This window comes from Mycobacterium sp. 134, assembly GCF_048282715.1.
Taxonomy (GTDB): Bacteria; Actinomycetota; Actinomycetes; order Mycobacteriales; family Mycobacteriaceae; genus Mycobacterium; species Mycobacterium septicum.
Genome location: NZ_JBLVUN010000008.1, coordinates 2,374,754 through 2,394,458, shown reverse-complemented (window position 1 = coordinate 2,394,458; position 19,705 = coordinate 2,374,754). Strand labels below are relative to the sequence as shown.

Sequence of the window (19,705 nt, the reverse complement as noted above, 5' to 3'; positions counted from 1 at the left end):
AACCATGTCAACCTATCGGGCCTTTCAGGTCACCGGCCAACGCAACTTCGAACTCGTGGAGCGCGAGGTAGTGCCACCCGAACCCGGACATGTTCGGGTGCGAGTAGACAGCTGCGGGGTGTGCCACAGCGACGCCTTGGCCGTCGAAGGTCTGCGCGCCGCACCCGAGCGTCCCGTGGTCCCCGGTCATGAGATCGTCGGTGTCGTCGACGCGGTCGGCGACGGAGTCACCGCCTGGGTGCCGGGTGACCGCGTCGGAGTGGGATTCCTCGGCGGCCAGTGCAACGAGTGCGAGTTCTGTCGCCGTGGCGATTTCGTCAACTGCACCGATCAGCCGCAGCCCGGCACCACCGAGGACGGCGGGTACGCAGAAATGGTGTACGTGCGCGCGACCGGGCTGGTGCGGGTTCCCGACCAGCTGGCCGCCGACGTCGCCGCTCCCCTGCTGTGCGCGGGCGTCACGACGTTCAACGCACTGCGGGCGAGCACGGCAGGCCCGGGAGCACTGGTCGCGATCCAGGGCATCGGCGGACTGGGCCACCTCGGCGTGCAGTACGCCAAGAAACTTGGCTACCGCGTCGTGGCCGTTGCGCGCGGGTCGGAAAAGGCCGAATTGGCAACAGCTTTGGGCGCCGACCACTACATCGACGGCGCTGCGGAGGATCCCGGTGTTGCCCTGGCCGCCTTGGGTGGCGCTGCAGCCGTCATCGCGACGGCGGCCAGCGGCTCCTCGATGAGCCCGCTGGTGGCCGGGTTGCGTCCCCGCGGACAGCTCGTGGTCGTCGGCGCCGCACCGGATCCGATCGAGGTGAACACCGCCGACCTGATCTTCGGCGGGCGCAGCGTGATCGGCAGCCTCACCGGCTCGGCCATCGAGAACGAGGACAACCTGGCGTTCGCCGCGGCCACCGGCGTGAGCCCGATGATCGAGGTCATGGCCTTCGAGGAGGCACCGAAAGCCTACGAGCACATGATGTCCGGGCAGGCACGTTTCCGGGTCGTCCTCGACGTCGCGGGATCACTGCGGTGACGCCCCGCAGCTCGGCAGTCGACCACACGAACCGGCGGCTACTGATCGCGCTGCCCGATCACTACGACCGGGCCCGCAGGCGCTACGAATCACTGGTTCCGGCAGTCGATCTCACCGCATACGACGGCGCGTCGGACTGGGACGAGGTGGTCGCTGTGGCGAATCAGCAAGCCCCGCATGGCTTCATGCGGTACTTCAGCATGGACGTCGCACCGACGATGGCATTGTCCGGCTCGACGTGGCAGGCCACCGAGTACCTGATGGGCAATCACACCATCGCCGAACGCATGTTCCGCCACGATCCGTCGGTCATGCTGCATGCGCCGTTGCGCGCGCTGCTCTATGCCGGCCCGGATGGCACCGTGCTCGCCGTCGACCAGCCGAGCCTGCTGTTCAGCAGCTACGGCGACCCGGCGATCGCCGCGGTCGGCCGCGACCTCGACAGGTTGTTGGCGACGCTGATCGGCCTGCTCGGGGGCGACGTCCCGGTGCAGCTGCTCGCACGGGCAACCTAGGCGCCCTTGAGCCGCACCGCCAGGTAGTCCGACACCTTGTCCAGCGCGATGCGTTCCTGGGTCATGGCGTCGCGCTCACGGATGGTGACCGCGTTGTCCTCCAGGGTGTCGAAATCGACCGTCACGCAGTACGGCGTGCCGATCTCGTCCTGGCGGCGGTAGCGCCGGCCGATGGCACCGGCGTCGTCGAACTCGACGTTCCAGAACTTCCGGAGTTCCGCGGCCAGATCCCGCGCCTTGGGCGACAGGTCGGCGTTGCGCGACAGCGGCAGCACCGCGGCCTTGACCGGGGCCAGCCGCGGGTCGAGTTTGAGCACGGTGCGCTTGTCCACGCCGCCCTTGGCGTTGGGGGCCTCGTCCTCGGTGTAGGAGTCGACCAGGAACGCCATCAGCGAGCGGGTCAGGCCGGCTGCCGGCTCGATCACGTACGGCACGTAGCGGGTGTCGGTGCCCTGGTCGTAGAACGACAGGTCGGCACCGGAATGCTTCGAGTGCGTGGACAAGTCGAAGTTCGTGCGGTTGGCGATGCCCTCCAGCTCACCCCACGGGTTGCCGGCGAAACCGAACTTGTACTCGATGTCGACCGTGCCGTCGGAGTAGTGCGACAGCTTCTCCTTGGGGTGGTCGTAGAGGCGCAGGTTGTCCCGGTTGATGCCGAGGTCGATGTACCACTGCAGCCGGGTCTCGATCCAGTACTTGTGCCACTCACCCGCGGTCGAGGGCTCGACGAAGAATTCCATCTCCATCTGCTCGAACTCGCGGGTGCGGAAGATGAAGTTGCCCGGCGTGATCTCGTTGCGGAAGCTCTTACCGATCTGGCCGATACCGAACGGCGGCTTCTTGCGCGCCGTGGTGACCACGTTCGCGAAGTTGACGAAGATGCCCTGGGCCGTCTCCGGACGCAGGTAGTGCAGACCCTCCTCGGACTCGATCGGGCCGAGGTAGGTCTTGAGCATCATGTTGAAGTCGCGCGGCTCGGTCCACTGGCCCTTGGTGCCGCAGTCGGGGCAGACGATCTCGTCCATCGGCACCGAGTCCGGGTCGTCGAGACCCTTCTTCAACGCGTAGGCCTCCTGCATGTGGTCCTGCCGGTGCCGCTTGTGGCAGTTCAGGCACTCCACCAGCGGGTCGTTGAAGACGTCGACGTGGCCGGAGGCCACCCACACCTGGCGCGGCAGGATGATCGCGCTGTCCAGGCCGACGACGTCGTCGCGCCCGGTGACCATGGACTTCCACCACTGGCGCTTGATGTTCTCCTTGAGCTCGACACCGAGCGGGCCGTAATCCCACGCAGACTTGGTGCCGCCGTAGATCTCACCGGACTGGAAGACCAGGCCACGGCGTTTCGCCAGGTTCGCAACGGTATCGATGATGGATGCCACGGTGCATCAGCGTAGCGACCAGCCCGCCGCCGGCGATAATCCGCCGCGACCGCGGGAGCGGTTGACATGCGATATCGCGCATGTATTGTGGCCCGTAATGGAAACGATTTCCAATATCACGGTAAATCAACACGACGACGCCCGCGAGCACAATGCCGCCCCGCCGTCGGAAATGCCGTCGCGTGAGGTCCTCGACACCGCCGGCGAGTTGCTGCGTGCGCTGGCCGCGCCGCTGCGGATCGCCATCGTCCTGCAGCTGCAACAGTCCCAGCGCTGCGTCCACGAATTGGTCGACGCACTCGCCGTGCCGCAGCCGCTGGTGAGCCAGCACCTGCGGATTCTCAAGCAGGCCGGGGTGGTGGCCAGCGAGCGCGCGGGACGTGAGGTCCTCTATCGCCTCGTCGATCATCACCTGGCCCACATCGTCGCCGACGCGGTCGCCCACGCCAGCGAGGAAGAGCAGTGACGGGGGCGGTCCGGTCCACCCGGCAGCGCGCGGCCATCGCCGACCTGCTCAACGAAACCGAAGGATTCCGCTCAGCCCAGGAGTTGCACGACGAACTGCGCCGCCGCGGCCAGGGCATCGGCCTCACCACGGTGTACCGCACCCTGCAGGCCATGGCCACCACCGGCAGCGTCGACACGTTGCGCACCGATACGGGCGAGTCGGTCTACCGGCGTTGCTCGGAGGACCACCATCACCACCTGGTGTGCCGGGAGTGCGGCGCCACCGTCGAGATTTCCGGCGGCCAGGTCGAGTCCTGGGCCGCCGACGTGGCCCGCGAGCACGGTTTCTCCGACGTCAGCCACACCATCGAGATCTTCGGGATGTGCCGCGGCTGCAGCGACGGGATCAACTGACCCGATCGCGCGCCAGGGCCAGCACGGTGTCACGGGTCAGCGGAGCGAGCTCGACATCCCCGGGCGCATGGAGGTCTATCCAGGTCATCTCGGCGATCTCGGCCTGCGGCTGCGGCTCGCCGTCCAGGCTCACCAGGTAGAGCCACGCGTCGACGGAGTGGCCGGGTTCATTGGCTGCCGGTGCGCTGTGGCGGCCGAGCTCTTCGGCTTCGGGCAGCGCGAATCCGACCCCGAGTTCCTCGCGGACCTCCCGAGCCAGGGCCTCGATCGGCTGCTCCCCCGGTTCGATCTTCCCGCCCGGCTGCATGAATGCCGTCGTGCCGCGCTTGCGGACCACCAGCAGCCGATCACGCTCGTCGAGCACCACGGCGGCGACGATGGTGATGACCGGACGGGTCACGACATCAGATCCCGGCGGACATCGGCGCCGGTGGCCAGAACCATGAGGATCAGCGTGCGCAGCGCGTCGTCGGTGAGCCCGGCCGCCGGGAAGTTGTAGCGCAGCATCACGTCGGCGACCTTCTTGGCCGGCCGCTTGCGCGCAGCGCCCTTGGGGGTCGCGCCGTTGGTCGGTGTCTCGACCAATTTCTCCACCAACACCACCGTGCCCAGCATGGTCTTGCTGGCATGGTCGGACACCCGTTCGCGAATCTTGTTGTTCAGCGGCAGGTCCCAGGCCAGCGGCTGGGTCAGCGAGACCATCTCCAGATCCTCGGCGATGGCCACCACCCGCACCGACGCCACCGAACCGTCGACGGTCACCGTCAACGCGTTGTCCTCTTCCTCGACGACGGACATCACCTCGCCGAGCGCCGAGGACAGCCGCTGCAGAAGATCCGTCACGTCAGGCCCTCCCGAAGCGCCGGTTGCGGTTCACGTACTCCTCGCACGCCGCCCACAGGTCGCGCCGGTCGTAATCCGGCCACAGCTTGTCCTGGAACACGAACTCGGCGTAGGCCGACTGCCAGAGCAGGAAGTTGCTGGCCCGCTGCTCCCCCGACGTCCGGATGAACAGGTCCACATCGGGGATGTCGGGACGGTGCAGATGCTTGGCGAACGACGCCTCACTGATCCTGTTCGGGTTGATCTTGCCCGCGACGGCCTCGGCGGCCAACGCCTGCGCCGCTTCGACGAGCTCGGTACGCCCGCCGTAGTTGACGCAGTAGTTGACGGTGATGACGTCGTTGCCGACCGTCATCTCCTCGGCAATGTCGAACTCCTTGATGACGCTGCGCCACATCCTGGGCCGCGACCCGACCCAGCGCATGTTCACTCCCATGGCATTCAGGTTCTCCCGGCGGCGGCGCACCACCTCCCGGTTGAAGCCCATCAGGAACCGGACCTCTTCGGTGCTGCGCTTCCAGTTCTCGGTGGAGAACGCATAGACGCTGAGGTGTTTGATGCCCAGTTCGATGGCGCCGCAGGTGATGTCGATCAGCACCGCCTCGCCCATCTTGTGTCCCTCGGTGCGGCCCAGGCCACGCTGGGTGGCCCAGCGACCGTTGCCGTCCATCACCACGGCGACGTGATTGGGCACCTGGTCGGCAGGGATCCGGGGCGCGACCGCCTTGGAGGTGTGCTGGGGCGGGCGGGCGAAGCGGCCGTTGGTGCCGGCCGGAATCTCCGGGAAGACGACGGGCCAGGTCGAGGTGTCCGGGAAGACCGGATAGTCCTCAGGCGCCGGGGGCAGCTGTGGGTAGGTCGACTTGCCCCGCTTCCCGTCCTTCGTCAATGCCATGGCCCATATCCTGCCTGACCAGCGTCGAGCGCTGTTCGGCGACTGTCCGATCGATGCGGTACACCCGCTCGACCAGAGGCAATGTCCGCAGCTGGCGCTCCAGGTGCCACTGCAGGTGCGCTGCGATCAGCCCACTGGCCTGGCTGCGATGCCCTGATGAGGAGGCCTCGGCGTACTCCCAGTCACCCTCGTGCAGCGCCGACATCAGCTCCAACACGGGCTGCGGCGGGGTGCTGGATCCGCTGGGCCGGCAGTGCACGCAGACACTGCCGCCGACGGCGACGTGGAATGCCCGGTGCGGACCCGGCGCGGCGCAGCGGGCGCACTCGGTCAGCGCCGGCGCCCACCCGGCGATCGTCATCGCCCGCAGCAGGTAAGAGTCCAGCACCAGTTCGCGGGCCCGGCGCCCGTCTGCGATGGCCCGCAGCGCTGCCACCGTGAGGCGGTGCAGGTCGGGCATCGGTGCCCGCTCCTCGCCGGCCAGCCGCTCGGCGGTCTCCAACATCGCGCACGCACTGGTGTAGCGGCCGTAGTCACTGACGATGTCGGCGGCGAACGCGTCGATGGCCTGCACCTGGGTGACGATGTCGAGGTTGCGTCCCGGATGCAGCTGCACGTCGATGTGGGCAAACGGCTCCAGCCGCGCGCCGAACTTGCTGCGGGTACGCCGGACCCCCTTGGCCACCGCGCGCACCAAACCATGGTCGCGGGTGAGCAGGGTGACAATCCGGTCGGCCTCGCCGAGCTTGTGCTGGCGCAGCACCACCGCCCGGTCCCGGTACAGCCGCATCGTGACAGTGTCGCACCATGGCCGGACAGGTTCCGTTATGCACCGCCGATATTCTCGAAAGTGATGGCCAAATCTGCGACTTCCGACCCGAGCTCCCCCCGATTTCCCACCCTGACAAATCAGCTCTACCAACTTGCCAGCGGCGCAGTCACTTCTGAAGAACTGGTACGTCAGTCCTTACATGCCATCACCGCGAGCCAGTCCACCCTCAACGCGTTCCGCGTCGTACTGACCGAGCAGGCGCTGGCCGATGCCGCCAAGGCCGACACGGTTCGCGCGACCGGCAAACAACTCCCACTGCTGGGAATCCCGATCGCGGTCAAGGATGATGTCGACGTCGCCGGGGTGCCCACCCGGTTCGGCACCGACGGCTCCACCCGCGTCGCCGCCGCCGACGCCGAAGTGGTGCGCCGCCTGAAGGCCGCCGGCGCGGTGATCGTCGGCAAGACCAACACCTGCGAACTCGGGCAGTGGCCGTTCACCGGCGGACCGGGCTTCGGGCACACTCGTAACCCCTGGTCACGCAAGCACAGCCCGGGTGGGTCCTCGGGTGGCAGCGCCGCGGCCGTCGCCGCGGGGCTGGTGACCGCGGCCATCGGATCCGACGGTGCGGGCAGCGTCCGCATCCCCGCGGCGTGGACGCATCTGGTCGGCATCAAGCCGCAGCGCGGACGCATCTCCACCTGGCCGCTGCCCGAGGCCTTCAACGGCATCACGGTCAACGGTGTGCTGGCCCGCACCGTCACCGATGCGGCCCTGGTGCTCGACGCCGCATCGGGTAACGCCGAGGGCGATCTCCACAAGCCGGCACCGATCCAAGCCGCCGAGAATGTCGCCCGCGCGCCCGGACCGCTGCGGGTGGCCATGTCGACGAAGTTCCCGTTCACCGGTTTCCCGGCCACGCTGCACCCCGAGATCGGCGATGCCTTGCAGGGCGTCGCCGATCAACTCGGGCAGCTGGGTCACACCGTGGTGGCCAAAGACCCCAACTACAGCCTGCGGATGTCATGGGATTTCCTGGCCCGCTCCACCGCAGGCCTGCTGGACTGGACCGACCGGCTCGGCGACGTGTCCTATGACGAGCGCACCCTGGCCAACATGAGGATCGGTCGGCTGCTGTCCCAGCACATCCTTCGCAAAGCCCGGGCGCACGAGGCCGCCGTACAGCGGCGGATGTCCTGGATCTTCAACCTCGTCGACGTCATCATCGCGCCGACCACCGCCCAACCTCCGCCGCTCACACACGAATTCGACCGGCGCGGTTGGTCTGCCACCGAACGCAGCTCGATCGCCGCCTGCCCCGTGACCTGGCCATGGAACCTGCTGGGCTGGCCATCGATCAATGTGCCCGCGGGCTTCACCTCCGACGGGCTGCCGATCGGTGTCCAGTTGATGGGGCCGGCCGACAGTGAGCCGCTGCTGATCTCACTGGCCGCCGAGTTGGAGGCGATCACCGGGTGGGCGGCCAAGCAACCCGAGATCTGGTGGAATGCCCCGTCGCAGACCGACGCGTCACAGGCCGCCGCCGCGATCAACGCGCTCGACGGGTAGGTCGGTCAGAAGGCCGCCACGTTTCGTATCGCCTCCACATCGCCGGCAAAATTGGTGCGATTGACCCAACGCGCTCGTTGTTAGGCTCAACTGCGCGGTGTGGGGCCACCGCGAACGAAATTCATTGAGCTGTCGGGAGGGTCGATCAGCGTGCACATCGATGCGGCTACGGGCGATACGCGGGGGCCCATGTGACGGGGTCAACAGGATCAGAGGGCGATGCGAGCAGCAAGGGGCCCAGCAAATTCGGCGTCGCGTCAACCGCCTGGAGCACCTACAGCGATCTCAAAAAGCTGATGGAAGGCGACCCGATCGGAGCGGTCGGACTGTTGGGGGATGCCGGCAAGTGGGCGCAGTTGCTCATTCCCGAAGCCATCGCCACGCCGGTGATCCAGGGCGGCTTGTACGTCCTGACGGGAGTCAGCAAGACCATGGGTGTCGGAAGCCCCGACACCGGTGGCTCCTTCAGCGACGGCGCCAAACTGTTTCAGTCCAACGGGAAATCCCTCGAAGGCGCCTATCCCACAGAGTCGTGGTCCGGCTCTGCCTCTGGCGCCTACACGTCGCAGAACTCGCACCAGATCCAGCGTGCGTCAACGATGCTGGAAGCCGACAACGCCATCGTCAGGGTCTTGTCCACTCAGGCGGGGCAGGTCGACCATGCCCGGACTCAAGTCGACTGGGCGGCAAAAGGTTTGGCCGCAATGATTCCGGTGGCAATGGCGCTGGAGGCCACGGTTTTCGGCGCCCCGGAGTCGATTGCCCTCCAGTTCGCCGCGGTGGCCACAGCGAGCGGGTTCGCCGGCGTCGCGGTCGGCAATCTGATGAACTACGCGCAAGACAATGCGGCGCAAATACGAGAAGCCACGGAGAAGTACCGTCAGGCGGGAGCGGCGAACACGTCCGGGACGGGTTCGCCTGCCTCACCGGCTGACTCCGGTAGCCAGAATGGGTCCGACAAACCGGGCAGTCCGACCGGACAGGACACCCCCGGCCCCCAGAGCGGACCCACGAGCAATGGAAATCCGGGGGGCCAATCCGGCGGTGCGTCGAGTGCCGGCAGCGGGTCCGGAACCGGCAGTGGGAGCGGGTCACCGACGACGCCGTCGATGCCGGGTACGACTGGCGCGCCTGCCGGTGCCAGTACGGCTGCAAGCACTGGTACCGGTTCAGGTTCGGGTGGCATGCCATCGCTTCCGCAAATGGGCGGTGGTTCCGGTGGCGGCGGAGCCAGCATGCTCGGCGGTCTCATGGGCGCCGCCGGACAGGTTGCGCAGGCCGTGACTCAGGCAGTGCAACAAGCCAATCAGCAGGACCAGAACGGGGAGAAAGGCACCGGCACCGATGATGGTCGGCCCGGCGATTAGCCGGCGCGGCTCCCGCCGCCCAGCCCGCTCAGGCCTTGGAACAGTCCGATACGGCACCGGAACAGTCCGGCGCCGCGGCAAATACCGAATCACATGCCGGGCGTGCGCCAATCGGCACTCCATTCAATACCGGCGCCGCGAGTCCGACCGCACCTCGGCATCTCACAACGAACCTCTAACCGGGAAAGAAGCAATTCATGTCCGACGAATTGAACGTTCTCACTTCGGATCTCCGAGACATGTCGACCACGCATGACGCGGCCGCCGCCGGATTCTCCGCAGCGGGCGATACGACGTCGTTCGTGGAATGGAAGGTGCTGGCAACGCACGGACCGATCTGCTGGTCGTCTCAACAGGCACTGTGCGAAGCGAACGAGGCGCGCAAGTCCGCTGCCGAAACGATGATGAATACGTCCAACGACCTGTCCCAGAAGCTGACCAGCGCGGCTTCGCAGTATGACCAGACCGACGCGCAAGAATCCGGCAGCCTCGGCCGGACCATGCACTGCTGATCACCCATGCCCGATCACACCTGGGACGATCCAGATCCCGATGACGAACAGTTCCCGAGGGAACTCGATGCTCTGGATTTCGGCGACGCTGGACGCAGTGACGACGACCACGACGACCTGTCCGGGCTCGACGCGTACACCGTCGACGAAACCCCCGCCGCTTCGACGGCTGATACCTCCGCACCGGCCATACCCGTTGACGACGATTCGGACGACACCCCGGGACCTGTCACCTTTGGCGTAACCAACGCGGCCGGAACGATAACCGCGCAAGCCACGATCTCGGGCGCGATCAACCGGATCGAGCTGTCCTCGTCGATCACCACGATGACCGAATCGGACCTCGCACGCGACATCATGGTCACCGCCAAGCTGGCGAACCTACAAGGCCGGGCCATCCAGCGCGCGATGGTCCAAAGCCTGCTCATGTATCAGGGAATGGATCCCGATGTCGCCGCGCAGTTCATCGACGACATCACCGACCTGCCTACACCGGCACAGTCCGAGGCGGCCCAAGCCGAGGCCATGGCGGAGTATCTGCGAGGCGAACATTGATCGTCGACAGCGACGCGGACAGCGACCGGGGCCACGATGCTGATCGGCCCAAGTTCGTCGGTCAGTTAGGATTTTGCAGGCTATCGAGTAGGGCAAGGGGGCTGCCGCAGTGAGCTATCCGGATCCGTACCATCCCCAGCAGCAACCTCCGCGGGGGCCGTATCCGCCCGCGCCGCCCGGACCCTACGGATACGGTTATCCGCCCAACGTTGCACCCAACGGTGGCTACCCGCCCGCTGCACCTCACGGCGCCCAGCCACAACCGCCGTATTACCCACCGCCCACCACAGCCGAGCAACAGGGCGCCAAGCGGAACGACGGTAATTCGTGGGGATGGCAGCTCATGGAGGCGCTGTTGAATGTCTTCAGCGGCTCCACGTCACACGGACTGGGCGACAGCGCACGAGATCGCGTCAAGACCGCGCTGATCCTTGTCGGCGTAGGGATTCTCGGGATCGCGATCCTGATCGCGATTGTGGTGTTGATAAGCAAATAGCGGCGACGCGCCTGCCGGGCCGGTCAGAAGCCCAGGCGACCCAGCTGCTTGGGATCGCGCTGCCAGTTCTTGGCGATCTTGACCCGCAGGTCGAGATAAACCTTTGTGCCGAGCAGCTTTTCGATCTGAGTCCGGGCGGCGGTACCGACCTCGCGCAGCCGCGCGCCGCCCTTGCCGATCACGATGCCCTTCTGGCTGTCGCGCTCGACGTAGAGGATCGCGTGCACGTCGATCAGGGGATTGTCGTCTTCCCGCCCTGGCCTTTCCGAAACCTCCTCGATGACCACCGCCAACGAGTGCGGAAGCTCGTCGCGCACGCCTTCCAGCGCCGCCTCGCGGATGAGCTCGGCCATCAGCACTTCCTCGGGCTCGTCAGTGAGCTCGCCGTCGGGGTAGTACGCGGGCCCCGGCGGAAGTTTGGAGACGAGGACATCGGTGAGCACGTCGAGTTGTTCGTTGGCAGTGGCCGAGACCGGCACGATGTCGGCATCGGGCCCCAGGAGTTCGCTGACGGCCATCAATTGTTCGGCGACCCGGTCCTTGGGCACCTTGTCGATCTTGGTGACGACAGCGATCAGCGTGGTCCTGGGCGCGACCGCGCGAATCTGCTGATAGATCCAGCGATCACCGGGACCGATGCGCTCATCGGCGGGGATGCACAGACCGATCACGTCGACCTCGGAGTAGGTGTCCTTGACCAGGTCGTTGAGCCGCTGCCCGAGCAGCGTGCGCGGACGGTGCAGCCCCGGGGTGTCGACCAGGATGATCTGGAAGTCCTCACGGTGCACGATGCCGCGGATGGTGTGCCGGGTGGTCTGCGGCCGGTTCGAGGTGATCGCGACCTTCTGGCCCACCAGCGCGTTGGTCAGCGTCGACTTGCCGGTGTTGGGCCGGCCGACGAAACAGACGAAACCGGAACGGAACTCACTCATCGTTCTCCCCCATCACCGAAACTGCGGTGAGATCGCAATCTGCACCTGAAACACGATCTGAGCGCAGTCTCGGCGGCGTCACAGCGGTGTTCCCGCCCGATCGGTGACGATCACCGCGGCGTCGGCGGACAGTTCCCGCACCGCCGCGACACCCGCGTCGTCAGCGGCACCGCCGACCAGCACTGCGGCCTCGAGCCCGGTGGCACCGCTGGACACCGCGGCAGCCACCGCCGCTTGCAACGCAGTCAGCTGCAGCGCCGCCAGGGTCACCGGGGCGCCCGCATAGGTACGGCCGTCCTGGTCGCGCACCGCCGCGCCCACTGACGCCTCGGCCCGGCCCATCGCCCCGCGGGCCAGCACCACGAGCTTGTTGTCTTCTGCCTCGAGCTCAGTCATCGGTACCTCGGGTCTCCTGTTTCTCAGATTCAGCCGGGCTGACCAGAATTGTGCCGATCCGCACCCGTCCACGGTGGTCGGAATCCCCCTCGGCGCGCAGCCTCAGGCCGTCCCACGTGACTTCGGCGCCGGGCAGCGGCACCCGGCCCAATTCGAAGGCCACCAAGCCGCCGACGGTGTCCACGTCGAGATCCTCGTCGAACTCCATTTCGTAGAGTTCGCAGAGATCTTCGATCGGCAGCCGTGCCGACACCCGGTACTGCCGGTCACCGAGATCCTCGACCGGAACCACCTCACCGGCGTCGTACTCGTCGACGATCTCGCCGACGATCTCCTCCAGCACGTCCTCGATCGTGACCAGGCCGGCGATCGCGCCGTACTCGTCGACGAGCAGGGCCATGTGGTTGCGGTCGCGCTGCATCTCGTTGAGCAGTTCGTCGAGTGGTTTGGAATCCGGGACGAACACCGCCGGGCGCATCACCTGCGCGACGTTGGTGTCACGACCGCCGTTGGTCGAGTAATACGTCTGCTGGACAAGGTCTTTCAGGTAGACCACGCCGACGATGTCGTCGACGTTCTCCCCGATCACCGGGATGCGGGAATGTCCGCTGCGCACCGCCAGTGACGTCGCTTGACCTGCCGATTTGTCACTTTCGATCCACACCATCTCGGTGCGCGGCACCATGACCTCGCGGGCCGGGGTGTCGCCGAGCTCGAACACCGACTGGATCATCCGGCGTTCCTCGTCGGCCACCACGCCGCGCTGCTGGGCCAGGTCGACGACTTCACGTAGCTCGATCTCAGAGGCAAACGGTCCGTTGCGGAAGCCGCGGCCGGGAGTAAGCGCGTTACCGATCAACACGAGCAGCCGGCTGATCGGGGTGAGCAACACCGAGATCGCCTGCAGCGGCAGCGCCGAGATCAACGCGATGGAGTAGGCGTTCTGCCTGCCGACCGTGCGCGGGCCGACGCCGATGGCCACGAAGCTCGTCACCACCATGATCGCGGCCGAGGCAACCAGACCCCAGCTGACACCGAGGTGCCCGTCGAGGAAGGACACGAGGAGGACCGTGGCGCTGATCTCGCAGGTGATCCGCAGCAACACAACAAGATTGATATACCGGGGCCGTTCGGCGACGACCCGGCTGAGCCGTGCAGCGCCGGGACGTTCGTCGCGGACAAGCTCTTCGATCCGCGCGATCGAGACGGTGGACAGCGCGGCGTCGATGGCCGCGAACAGGCCCCCGAACCCGACGAGAACCACGGCGCCGAGCAGCGGAAGTAAGCCGGTCACGGTTCGTCGAAGTATCGGGACTTGTCCAGCAGGCGCTGATCTTTCTGGCTCTGCCGGTCGGCGTGATAGGCCTCGACCTGATCAGCCACCCACTCCTCGAGGAGCTGACGCTGCAGCGCGAACATCTCTTTTTCCTCGTCCGGCTCGGCATGGTCGTAGCCGAGCAGATGCAGCACCCCGTGCACGGTCAGCAGCGCCAGCTCCTGGCCGAGCGAGTGCCCAGCCTTGGTGGCCTGCTGCTCGGCGAATTCCGGGCACAACACGATGTCGCCGAGCATGGACGGACCCGGCTCGGGTGAGTCCGGTCGGCCTCCCGGCTCCAGCTCGTCCATCGGGAAGCTCATCACGTCGGTGGGCCCCGGCAGGTCCATCCACCGCATGTGCAGGTCGGCCATCGCGGCACTGTCCAACAGCACCATCGACAGTTCGGCGGCCGGATGCACGTCCATCTTGGCGATGACGAAACGCGCGACGCTGATCAGTTCGTCCTCGGAGACATCGATGCCCGACTCGTTGGATACCTCGATGCTCATGCGGTTCCCCCGCAGATTCGAGTCCCGCGCACCGTCCGTTGATTCGCTCCGCAAGCGTTGCTCATCGGCGGGGCCGTCCGTTCGGTGAACGGCGTTGGGCACGGTTGAGCAAGGCCGGCTCCTCATGTCGGGCGTAGGCGTCGACGATCTCGGACACCAGGCGGTGGCGGACCACGTCGGCACTGGTGAGTTCGGCGAAATGGATGTCGTCGATACCGTCGAGGATGTTCATCGCCGCGCGCAGGCCCGAGGTATTGCCGCCGGGCAGGTCAACCTGCGTAATGTCGCCGGTGACAACGACTTTGGATCCGAACCCGAGACGGGTCAGGAACATCTTCATCTGTTCGGCGGTGGTGTTCTGCGCCTCGTCGAGGATGATGAATGCGTCATTCAAGGTCCGGCCGCGCATGTATGCCAGCGGCGCGACCTCGATCACCCCGGCGCTCATCAGTTTCGGAATGAGCTCGGGGTCCATCATGTCGTGCAGTGCGTCATAGAGCGGGCGAAGATACGGATCGATCTTCTCGCTCAACGTGCCGGGCAGGAAACCAAGGCGCTCACCGGCTTCCACCGCGGGGCGGGTCAGGATGATCCGGCTGACCTGCTTGGTCTGCAGGGCGCTCACCGCCTTGGCCATCGCCAGGTACGTCTTGCCGGTACCGGCAGAGCCGATGCCGAACACGATGGTGTGCGCATCGATGGCGTCGACGTAGCGCTTCTGGTTGAGCGTCTTGGGCCGGATGGTCTTGCCGCGGCGGCTCAGGATGTCGAGCGTCAGCACCTCGGCCGGCGACTCGTCTTCGGTGCCGGTGAGGATCGCGACGCTGTGCCGCGCGGCCTCGGGCGTCACCGCCTGTCCACTGGAGGCGACGGCGATCAGCTCGGCAACCACACGTTCGGCCAATGCCACGTCGGCAGGCTCGCCGGTGAAGGTGATCTCGTTGCCGCGGGCGTGAATGTCGGCGGTCAGAAGTCTTTCGAGTGCCCGTAGATTCTCATCAGCGGAGCCGAGCAGGCCCACGATTATGTCGGGCGGAACGGTGATGCTGCTGCGGACAGATTCCGATGCGGTGGCCGACGAGTCAGCGGTCGTGTCGCGGGGCGTCACGTGGAGTTTGTGCCTGCTTTCCGTGTTTTCAAGACGGCTGGCTGCCGTCGTACTGTTGCCAGTTTACCGCTGGTCAACGACACGCCCCAATGGTTAAGCAGGCTGATGGCGATCGGTGCCGCGCGGTGGACGGGCCGAACTGGCCGGCCGGGTGAACACACAGGTCAGCGCGATGGCGCGGCCAATCCGGGTGGCTCGCGAACCTTCCGGTGTTGTGACCTGCCAGACCCTGCGCCGAGTGTGTCGCCTGTTGCGACGTTTCCGCCGCGTCGGCACAAAAAGCTGCACTCTCGTCGCAGTGCGCGGAGGCGACATCAGAACCTGGATCGGCGTCGGATCAGCCCGCGAAGGCGCCCAACGAAGCCTGCACCGCATCGTCGTCGGGCCTGGCGTACATCTTCCGAGACCCGCGATCGTAGGTGGCGATGAAGGGGCAGCTTCCGGCGGTACCGGTCACTGTTCCCCCGCTCTTGACCACCTTGCCGGTCTTGGCCTCGCGGAAGGTGACCTCATATTCGACCGAGTAATAGTCGACCGTGGTGCGGTTCCCGTCGTCGTCGTCGACGCACGACGTGGATTTCACCTCGCTGCCCTTTTTTCGATCCAGGCAGGCAACGACATTGATCTTGGTGAACTCGTCGGACGAGCTCCATTTGTCGCCGGCGACCGGCAGCCAGATTTCGTCCACGATGCCGAGACCTTTGAAGAAGGCGACGACGTTGTACGGCTTGCCATAGTCCGCGGCGTTGCTGATCCGGTCGTTCTCGCACACAGATGAGAAATCAGATGCCGAACTGGCAACCCGGTCCTGCCCCTCACCGGCCACCTTGACGACCTCGTACCCCATGAACCCGACGAACGAGATGCCCACAACAGCGATGACGGCAACGATCGCGATGGCGAGCCCCGATTTCTTGGGCCGTATCGGTGGCCGCGCCGGGGACCACTGCGGCGGCTGACCGTACGGGGGCGGGGCGCCCGCCTGCCCGTGCCACGCTTGGCCCTGCCACGGCTGCCCCTGCGGCGGTGGCCAGTGCGGGGGCTGCTGCCCGTAAGGAGGCTGTCCATAGGGCGGCTGCGGGCCTTGCGGCGGGAAACTCACAAATGGAGCGTAATGCCTGGCCAGGCCCGCAGTTGGCGCTAAATCTCCCAGCGCGCCGTCAGCGCACCGATCGCTCCCAGCGCCACGGCCGCAGCCGTCGACGTGCGCAGCACTGTCGGGCCCAGCCGAACAGCCTTCGCGCCGGCCCCGGTCAGCGCTGCGATCTCCTCGTCGGCGATCCCGCCTTCCGGCCCGACGATGAGCATCAGTGAATCCGCTTGGGCCAGTGGCAGTTCGGCAAAGGGCTCGGTGGCCGACTCGTGGAGTGCCAGCACCACCGCGCCGCCGGCCACAGCGTCGGCGACGCGCTGGGTGAGCGCCGACGTCGAGACCACGCCCTCGACAGCGGGGACGTACGCCCGGCGCGACTGCCGGGCCGCCGAACGAACCACCGCCTCCCAGCGCCGCAGGCCCTTGTCCACCTTCGGGCCGTCCCAGCGGGCCACGCACCGAGTCGCCTGCCACGCGACAAAGCCGTCCGCACCTGCCTCGGTCGCCAGCTCGACGGCCAGCTCTGAACGATCGGATTTGGGCAGCGCCTGCACCACGGTGACCGTCGGGCGCGGGACCGCGATGGCGACCCGCTCGGTCACCCGCGCCGACAACCGGCCCTTGGCGGTCTCTTCGACGACACAGTGCGCCAGCACCCCGGTGCCGTCGCTGAGATCGATCTGTTCGCCGACGCGAATGCGCCGCACATTGGACGCGTGGAAGCCCTCGTCACCGTCGACGACAGCGAGCTCCCCCGCGCCCGGCAGCGCGTCGACGTAGAAAAGCGCTGTGCTCATGGGGTGGCCCGCGGCGTCAGCGGCCGGAGAACGTCTCGCGCAGCCGGCTGAACAGGCCGCCGGAACTCGCCGCGGCCTGCGTCGAGCGCACCTCCGCGGCGTCGCGGCTGCGGTTTTCCTTCAGCTTGCGCAGCAGGTCGGTATCGGTGCTGTCCAGCCGCGACGGCACCACCACGTCGATGTGGGCGTGCAGGTCACCGCGCACCCCGGAACGCAGATGCGGCATGCCGTGGCCCCGCAGTGTGGTCACCGAGCCGGGCTGGGTGCCCGCGGCGATGGTCAGTTCGGTGGGCCCGTCGAGAATGGCGTCGACGGTGACCGTGGTGCCCAGTGCGGCGTCGACCATCGGTACCGAGACGGTGCAGTGCAGATCGTCGCCGTCGCGGACGAAGATTTCGTGCTGCTTCTCGTGGACCTCGACGTAGAGGTCACCGGCGGGCCCGCCGCCGGGTCCGACCTCGCCTTGCGCGGCCAGCCGTACCCGCATGCCGTCGCCGACACCGGCCGGGATCTTGACGCTGATCTCGCGTCGGGCGCGCACCCTGCCGTCGCCGCCGCAGCGGTGGCACGGATCGGGAATGACCTCACCGATTCCCCCGCAGACCGGGCACGGACGGGTGGTCATCACCTGGCCGAGCAGCGAGCGCTGCACGGTCTGGATCTCACCGCGACCGTCACAGGTGTCGCAGGCGACGGGAGTGGAATTGCCGTTGGTGCCCTTGCCGTGGCACAGATCGCACAGCACCGCGGTGTCCACGGTCACCTGCTTGGTCACGCCGGTGGCGCACTCCGCCAGGTCCAGCCGCATCCGCAGCAGCGAATCGGCGCCGGGCCGCACCCGGCCGACCGGGCCGCGCGACGCGGTGCCACCACCAAAGAACGCCTCGAACACATCGCCCAGACCACCGAACCCGCTGAATCCGCCGGGCGCTCCGCCCACCGATTCCATCGGGTCGCCGCCCATGTCGACGATGCGGCGCTTCTCCGGATCCGAGAGCACCTCATAGGCGACCTGGATCTCGGTGAACCGGGCCTGCGCTTCCTCGTCGGGGTTGACGTCGGGGTGCAGCTCACGCGCCAGCCGCCGGTAGGCACGTTTGACCTCCGAATCGCTCGCGCCTTTGCTCACTCCGAGCAAGCCGTAATAATCGCGTGCCACGCTGACCTTGCCTGACCTTTCTATGCCGGACGAACCGGCTGATTTACCGGGTTCCTAGGACTTCGCCGATGTACAGAGCAACCGCCGCGACATTGGCGATGGTTCCCGGATAGTCCATTCGAGTGGGACCCACCACACCCATTCCGCCGTACACCTTGCCCGAACTGCCGTACGTCGTACTCACCACCGACGTTCCCAGCATCTGTTCGGCCTCGGTCTCATGACCGATCCGCACGGTTACCTTGCCCGCTTCCTGCTGGGCCGCCAACAACCTCAGCACCACCACCTGCTCCTCCAGCGCCTCCAACACCGACCGCAGCGATCCGCCGAAATCAGCGGTGTTGCGGGTCAGGTTGGCGGTTCCGCCGAGTAGCAGTCGTTCCTCGGTGTGCTCGACGAGCGTCTCGACCAGCACGGTCGCCGACCGGCCGACAGCATCGGCCAGCGCGCCATGACCGTTGAGGTGCGTGGCCAGATCGCTGACCGCGATCGATGCCGCGGTCAGCGGCTTGCCCTCGAGCGCCTGCCCCAGCATCTCGCGCAGTTTGGCCAGCTCATGCTCATCGATGGCGTCACCGAGCTCCACGATGCGCTGATCGACCCGGCCCGAATCGGTGATGACCACCAGCAGCAGCCGCGCCGGGGTCAGCGCGACCACCTCGAGGTGACGCACGGACGAGGTGGACAGTGTCGGGTACTGCACGATCGCGACCTGCCGGGTCAGCTGCGCGAGCAGCCGCACCGCGCGCCGCAGCACGTCGTCCAGGTCGACCCCGGACTCCAGGAACGACAGGATCGCGCGACGTTCCGACGAGGACAACGGCTTGACGTTGTCGATCCGGTCGACGAACTCGCGGTAGCCCTTCTCGGTGGGCACCCGGCCCGAGCTGGTGTGCGGCTGGGCAATGTAGCCCTCGGCTTCCAGCACCGCCATGTCGTTGCGGACCGTGGCGCTGGACACTCCGAGGTTGTGACGCTCCACCAGCGTCTTGGAGCCGATGGGCTCCTTGGTGGCCACGAAGTCGGCGACGATGGCGCGCAGCACCTCGAAACGACGTTCGTCGGCACTCCCCACCAGTTCACCTACCCTTCGCCACAGCGATGACTTTGTTTTGCTCGGTTCATTTTACTGATCAGCAGCGGGTTTACCGATTCGCAGCGGGCGCTGGGGATAATTACGCCGAGCGATACCGGCGCAGGCAACAACCCGAGAACGTATTAGCCTAGGCACCTATGCCGATGGCAACACCGCGCGACAGTGCGACGGACGCGGGCCGGCGATGATTTTCAAAGGCGTCCAGGAGGGCAAACCCTACCCGGAACACGGGCTGTCCTACCGGGACTGGTCCCGTATCCCGCCGCGCCAGTTGCGCCTCGACGAGCTCGTCACCACCACCACGGTGCTGGCCCTGGATCGGCTGCTGTCCGAGGACTCGACGTTCTACGGCGACCTCTTCCCGCACGCCGTGAAGTGGCGCGGTGACATCTACCTGGAAGACGGCCTGCACCGGGCCGTTCGCGCGGCGCTGCGGAACCGCACCATCCTGCACGCCCGGGTGTTCGACATGGACGCGCTCGCGCCCAGCCCGGCGTAAC

At 66.8% G+C, this 19,705-nt stretch carries 24 protein-coding genes; 10 read left to right on the top strand and 14 right to left on the bottom strand.

Annotated features, from left to right (window positions below; all coding sequences use genetic code 11):
- Window positions 1-4 precede the first annotated feature (4 nt).
- Window positions 5-1,030 carry an alcohol dehydrogenase catalytic domain-containing protein gene (locus ACNQVK_RS16195; RefSeq protein WP_418030323.1) on the top strand — a complete coding sequence of 342 codons (1,026 nt, stop codon included), beginning with the start codon at window positions 5-7 and terminating at the stop codon, window positions 1,028-1,030.
- A complete protein-coding gene (locus tag ACNQVK_RS16190; protein WP_418030322.1) occupies window positions 1,027-1,545 on the top strand; it encodes a DUF302 domain-containing protein in 519 nt (172 codons plus the stop codon). The genes ACNQVK_RS16195 and ACNQVK_RS16190 overlap by 4 nt, the downstream gene beginning before the upstream one ends.
- On the opposite strand, the gene ACNQVK_RS16185 is transcribed toward ACNQVK_RS16190, so the two are convergent.
- Complete coding sequence (locus tag ACNQVK_RS16185; protein ID WP_418030321.1) at window positions 1,542-2,927, bottom strand: glycine--tRNA ligase; 1,386 nt, start codon at window positions 2,925-2,927, stop codon at window positions 1,542-1,544. The genes ACNQVK_RS16190 and ACNQVK_RS16185 overlap by 4 nt on opposite strands.
- Window positions 2,928-3,099: 172 nt before the next feature.
- Here ACNQVK_RS16185 and ACNQVK_RS16180 point away from each other — a divergent pair, with 172 nt between their 5' ends.
- Both ACNQVK_RS16180 and ACNQVK_RS16175 read left to right on the top strand, forming a co-directional pair.
- A complete protein-coding gene (locus ACNQVK_RS16180) occupies window positions 3,100-3,393 on the top strand; it encodes an ArsR/SmtB family transcription factor (protein ID WP_418034183.1) in 294 nt (97 codons plus the stop codon).
- On the top strand, window positions 3,390-3,788 hold the full coding sequence (locus ACNQVK_RS16175) for a Fur family transcriptional regulator (RefSeq protein WP_418030320.1): 399 nt from the start codon (window positions 3,390-3,392) through the stop codon (window positions 3,786-3,788). The genes ACNQVK_RS16180 and ACNQVK_RS16175 overlap by 4 nt, the downstream gene beginning before the upstream one ends.
- Here ACNQVK_RS16175 and ACNQVK_RS16170 read toward each other — a convergent pair.
- The 4 genes from ACNQVK_RS16170 to recO are packed head-to-tail and all read right to left on the bottom strand — an operon-like array spanning window position 3,781 to window position 6,316.
- A complete protein-coding gene (locus tag ACNQVK_RS16170; protein ID WP_418030319.1) occupies window positions 3,781-4,188 on the bottom strand; it encodes an NUDIX hydrolase in 408 nt (135 codons plus the stop codon). The genes ACNQVK_RS16175 and ACNQVK_RS16170 overlap by 8 nt on opposite strands.
- Window positions 4,185-4,631 carry a hypothetical protein gene (locus ACNQVK_RS16165; protein WP_418030318.1) on the bottom strand — a complete coding sequence of 149 codons (447 nt, stop codon included), beginning with the start codon at window positions 4,629-4,631 and terminating at the stop codon, window positions 4,185-4,187. The genes ACNQVK_RS16170 and ACNQVK_RS16165 overlap by 4 nt, the downstream gene beginning before the upstream one ends.
- Window position 4,632: 1 nt before the next feature.
- Window positions 4,633-5,526, bottom strand: a complete 894-nt coding sequence (locus ACNQVK_RS16160; RefSeq protein ID WP_418030317.1) for a decaprenyl diphosphate synthase — start codon at window positions 5,524-5,526, stop codon at window positions 4,633-4,635.
- A complete protein-coding gene (gene recO / locus ACNQVK_RS16155) occupies window positions 5,462-6,316 on the bottom strand; it encodes a DNA repair protein RecO (RefSeq protein WP_044524257.1) in 855 nt (284 codons plus the stop codon). Before recO ends, ACNQVK_RS16160 begins: the two co-directional genes overlap by 65 nt.
- A 63-nt stretch (window positions 6,317-6,379) precedes the next feature.
- Here recO and ACNQVK_RS16150 point away from each other — a divergent pair, with 63 nt between their 5' ends.
- From ACNQVK_RS16150 to ACNQVK_RS16130, 5 genes are all read left to right on the top strand, one after another.
- A complete protein-coding gene (locus tag ACNQVK_RS16150) occupies window positions 6,380-7,867 on the top strand; it encodes an amidase (protein ID WP_418030316.1) in 1,488 nt (495 codons plus the stop codon).
- A gap of 191 nt (window positions 7,868-8,058) precedes the next feature.
- The gene (locus tag ACNQVK_RS16145; RefSeq protein WP_418030315.1) at window positions 8,059-9,234 is read left to right on the top strand and encodes an EspA/EspE family type VII secretion system effector; all 1,176 of its coding nucleotides are present in this window, start codon (window positions 8,059-8,061) and stop codon (window positions 9,232-9,234) included.
- A gap of 197 nt (window positions 9,235-9,431) precedes the next feature.
- Window positions 9,432-9,746 carry an ESX-1 secretion-associated protein gene (locus ACNQVK_RS16140; RefSeq protein ID WP_418030314.1) on the top strand — a complete coding sequence of 105 codons (315 nt, stop codon included), beginning with the start codon at window positions 9,432-9,434 and terminating at the stop codon, window positions 9,744-9,746.
- Window positions 9,747-9,752: 6 nt separating this feature from the next.
- Window positions 9,753-10,301, top strand: coding sequence for a hypothetical protein (locus tag ACNQVK_RS16135; protein WP_418030313.1), 549 nt, complete (start codon window positions 9,753-9,755; stop codon window positions 10,299-10,301).
- 343 nt (window positions 10,302-10,644) lie between these two features.
- The gene (locus ACNQVK_RS16130) at window positions 10,645-10,797 is read left to right on the top strand and encodes a hypothetical protein (RefSeq protein WP_418030312.1); all 153 of its coding nucleotides are present in this window, start codon (window positions 10,645-10,647) and stop codon (window positions 10,795-10,797) included.
- Window positions 10,798-10,820: 23 nt separating this feature from the next.
- Here ACNQVK_RS16130 and era read toward each other — a convergent pair whose 3' ends face one another.
- The 9 genes from era to hrcA form a co-directional block, all read right to left on the bottom strand.
- Window positions 10,821-11,729: a GTPase Era gene (gene era / locus ACNQVK_RS16125; RefSeq protein ID WP_418030311.1), complete on the bottom strand. Its 909-nt coding sequence runs from the start codon at window positions 11,727-11,729 to the stop codon at window positions 10,821-10,823.
- A gap of 78 nt (window positions 11,730-11,807) precedes the next feature.
- Window positions 11,808-12,125, bottom strand: coding sequence for a cytidine deaminase (locus ACNQVK_RS16120; protein WP_418030310.1), 318 nt, complete (start codon window positions 12,123-12,125; stop codon window positions 11,808-11,810).
- Window positions 12,118-13,419, bottom strand: coding sequence for a hemolysin family protein (locus ACNQVK_RS16115; protein ID WP_418030309.1), 1,302 nt, complete (start codon window positions 13,417-13,419; stop codon window positions 12,118-12,120). The genes ACNQVK_RS16120 and ACNQVK_RS16115 overlap by 8 nt, the downstream gene beginning before the upstream one ends.
- Window positions 13,416-13,952: an rRNA maturation RNase YbeY gene (gene ybeY, locus ACNQVK_RS16110; protein ID WP_418030308.1), complete on the bottom strand. Its 537-nt coding sequence runs from the start codon at window positions 13,950-13,952 to the stop codon at window positions 13,416-13,418. Before ybeY ends, ACNQVK_RS16115 begins: the two co-directional genes overlap by 4 nt.
- Window positions 13,953-14,013: 61 nt before the next feature.
- On the bottom strand, window positions 14,014-15,060 hold the full coding sequence (locus ACNQVK_RS16105) for a PhoH family protein (protein ID WP_418030307.1): 1,047 nt from the start codon (window positions 15,058-15,060) through the stop codon (window positions 14,014-14,016).
- Window positions 15,061-15,397: 337 nt separating this feature from the next.
- The gene (locus ACNQVK_RS16100; protein WP_418030306.1) at window positions 15,398-16,162 is read right to left on the bottom strand and encodes a hypothetical protein; all 765 of its coding nucleotides are present in this window, start codon (window positions 16,160-16,162) and stop codon (window positions 15,398-15,400) included.
- Between the two features lie 38 nt (window positions 16,163-16,200).
- Window positions 16,201-16,950, bottom strand: coding sequence for a 16S rRNA (uracil(1498)-N(3))-methyltransferase (locus ACNQVK_RS16095; protein WP_418030305.1), 750 nt, complete (start codon window positions 16,948-16,950; stop codon window positions 16,201-16,203).
- Between the two features lie 16 nt (window positions 16,951-16,966).
- Window positions 16,967-18,109, bottom strand: a complete 1,143-nt coding sequence (gene dnaJ, locus ACNQVK_RS16090; protein WP_418030304.1) for a molecular chaperone DnaJ — start codon at window positions 18,107-18,109, stop codon at window positions 16,967-16,969.
- Window positions 18,110-18,152: 43 nt separating this feature from the next.
- A complete protein-coding gene (gene hrcA / locus ACNQVK_RS16085; protein ID WP_090431583.1) occupies window positions 18,153-19,184 on the bottom strand; it encodes a heat-inducible transcriptional repressor HrcA in 1,032 nt (343 codons plus the stop codon).
- A gap of 205 nt (window positions 19,185-19,389) precedes the next feature.
- Between hrcA and ACNQVK_RS16080 the strand changes: the two genes are divergently transcribed.
- Window positions 19,390-19,704, top strand: a complete 315-nt coding sequence (locus tag ACNQVK_RS16080; RefSeq protein ID WP_039322059.1) for a type II toxin-antitoxin system VapB family antitoxin — start codon at window positions 19,390-19,392, stop codon at window positions 19,702-19,704.
- The last annotated feature ends 1 nt before the right edge of the window (window position 19,705 follow it).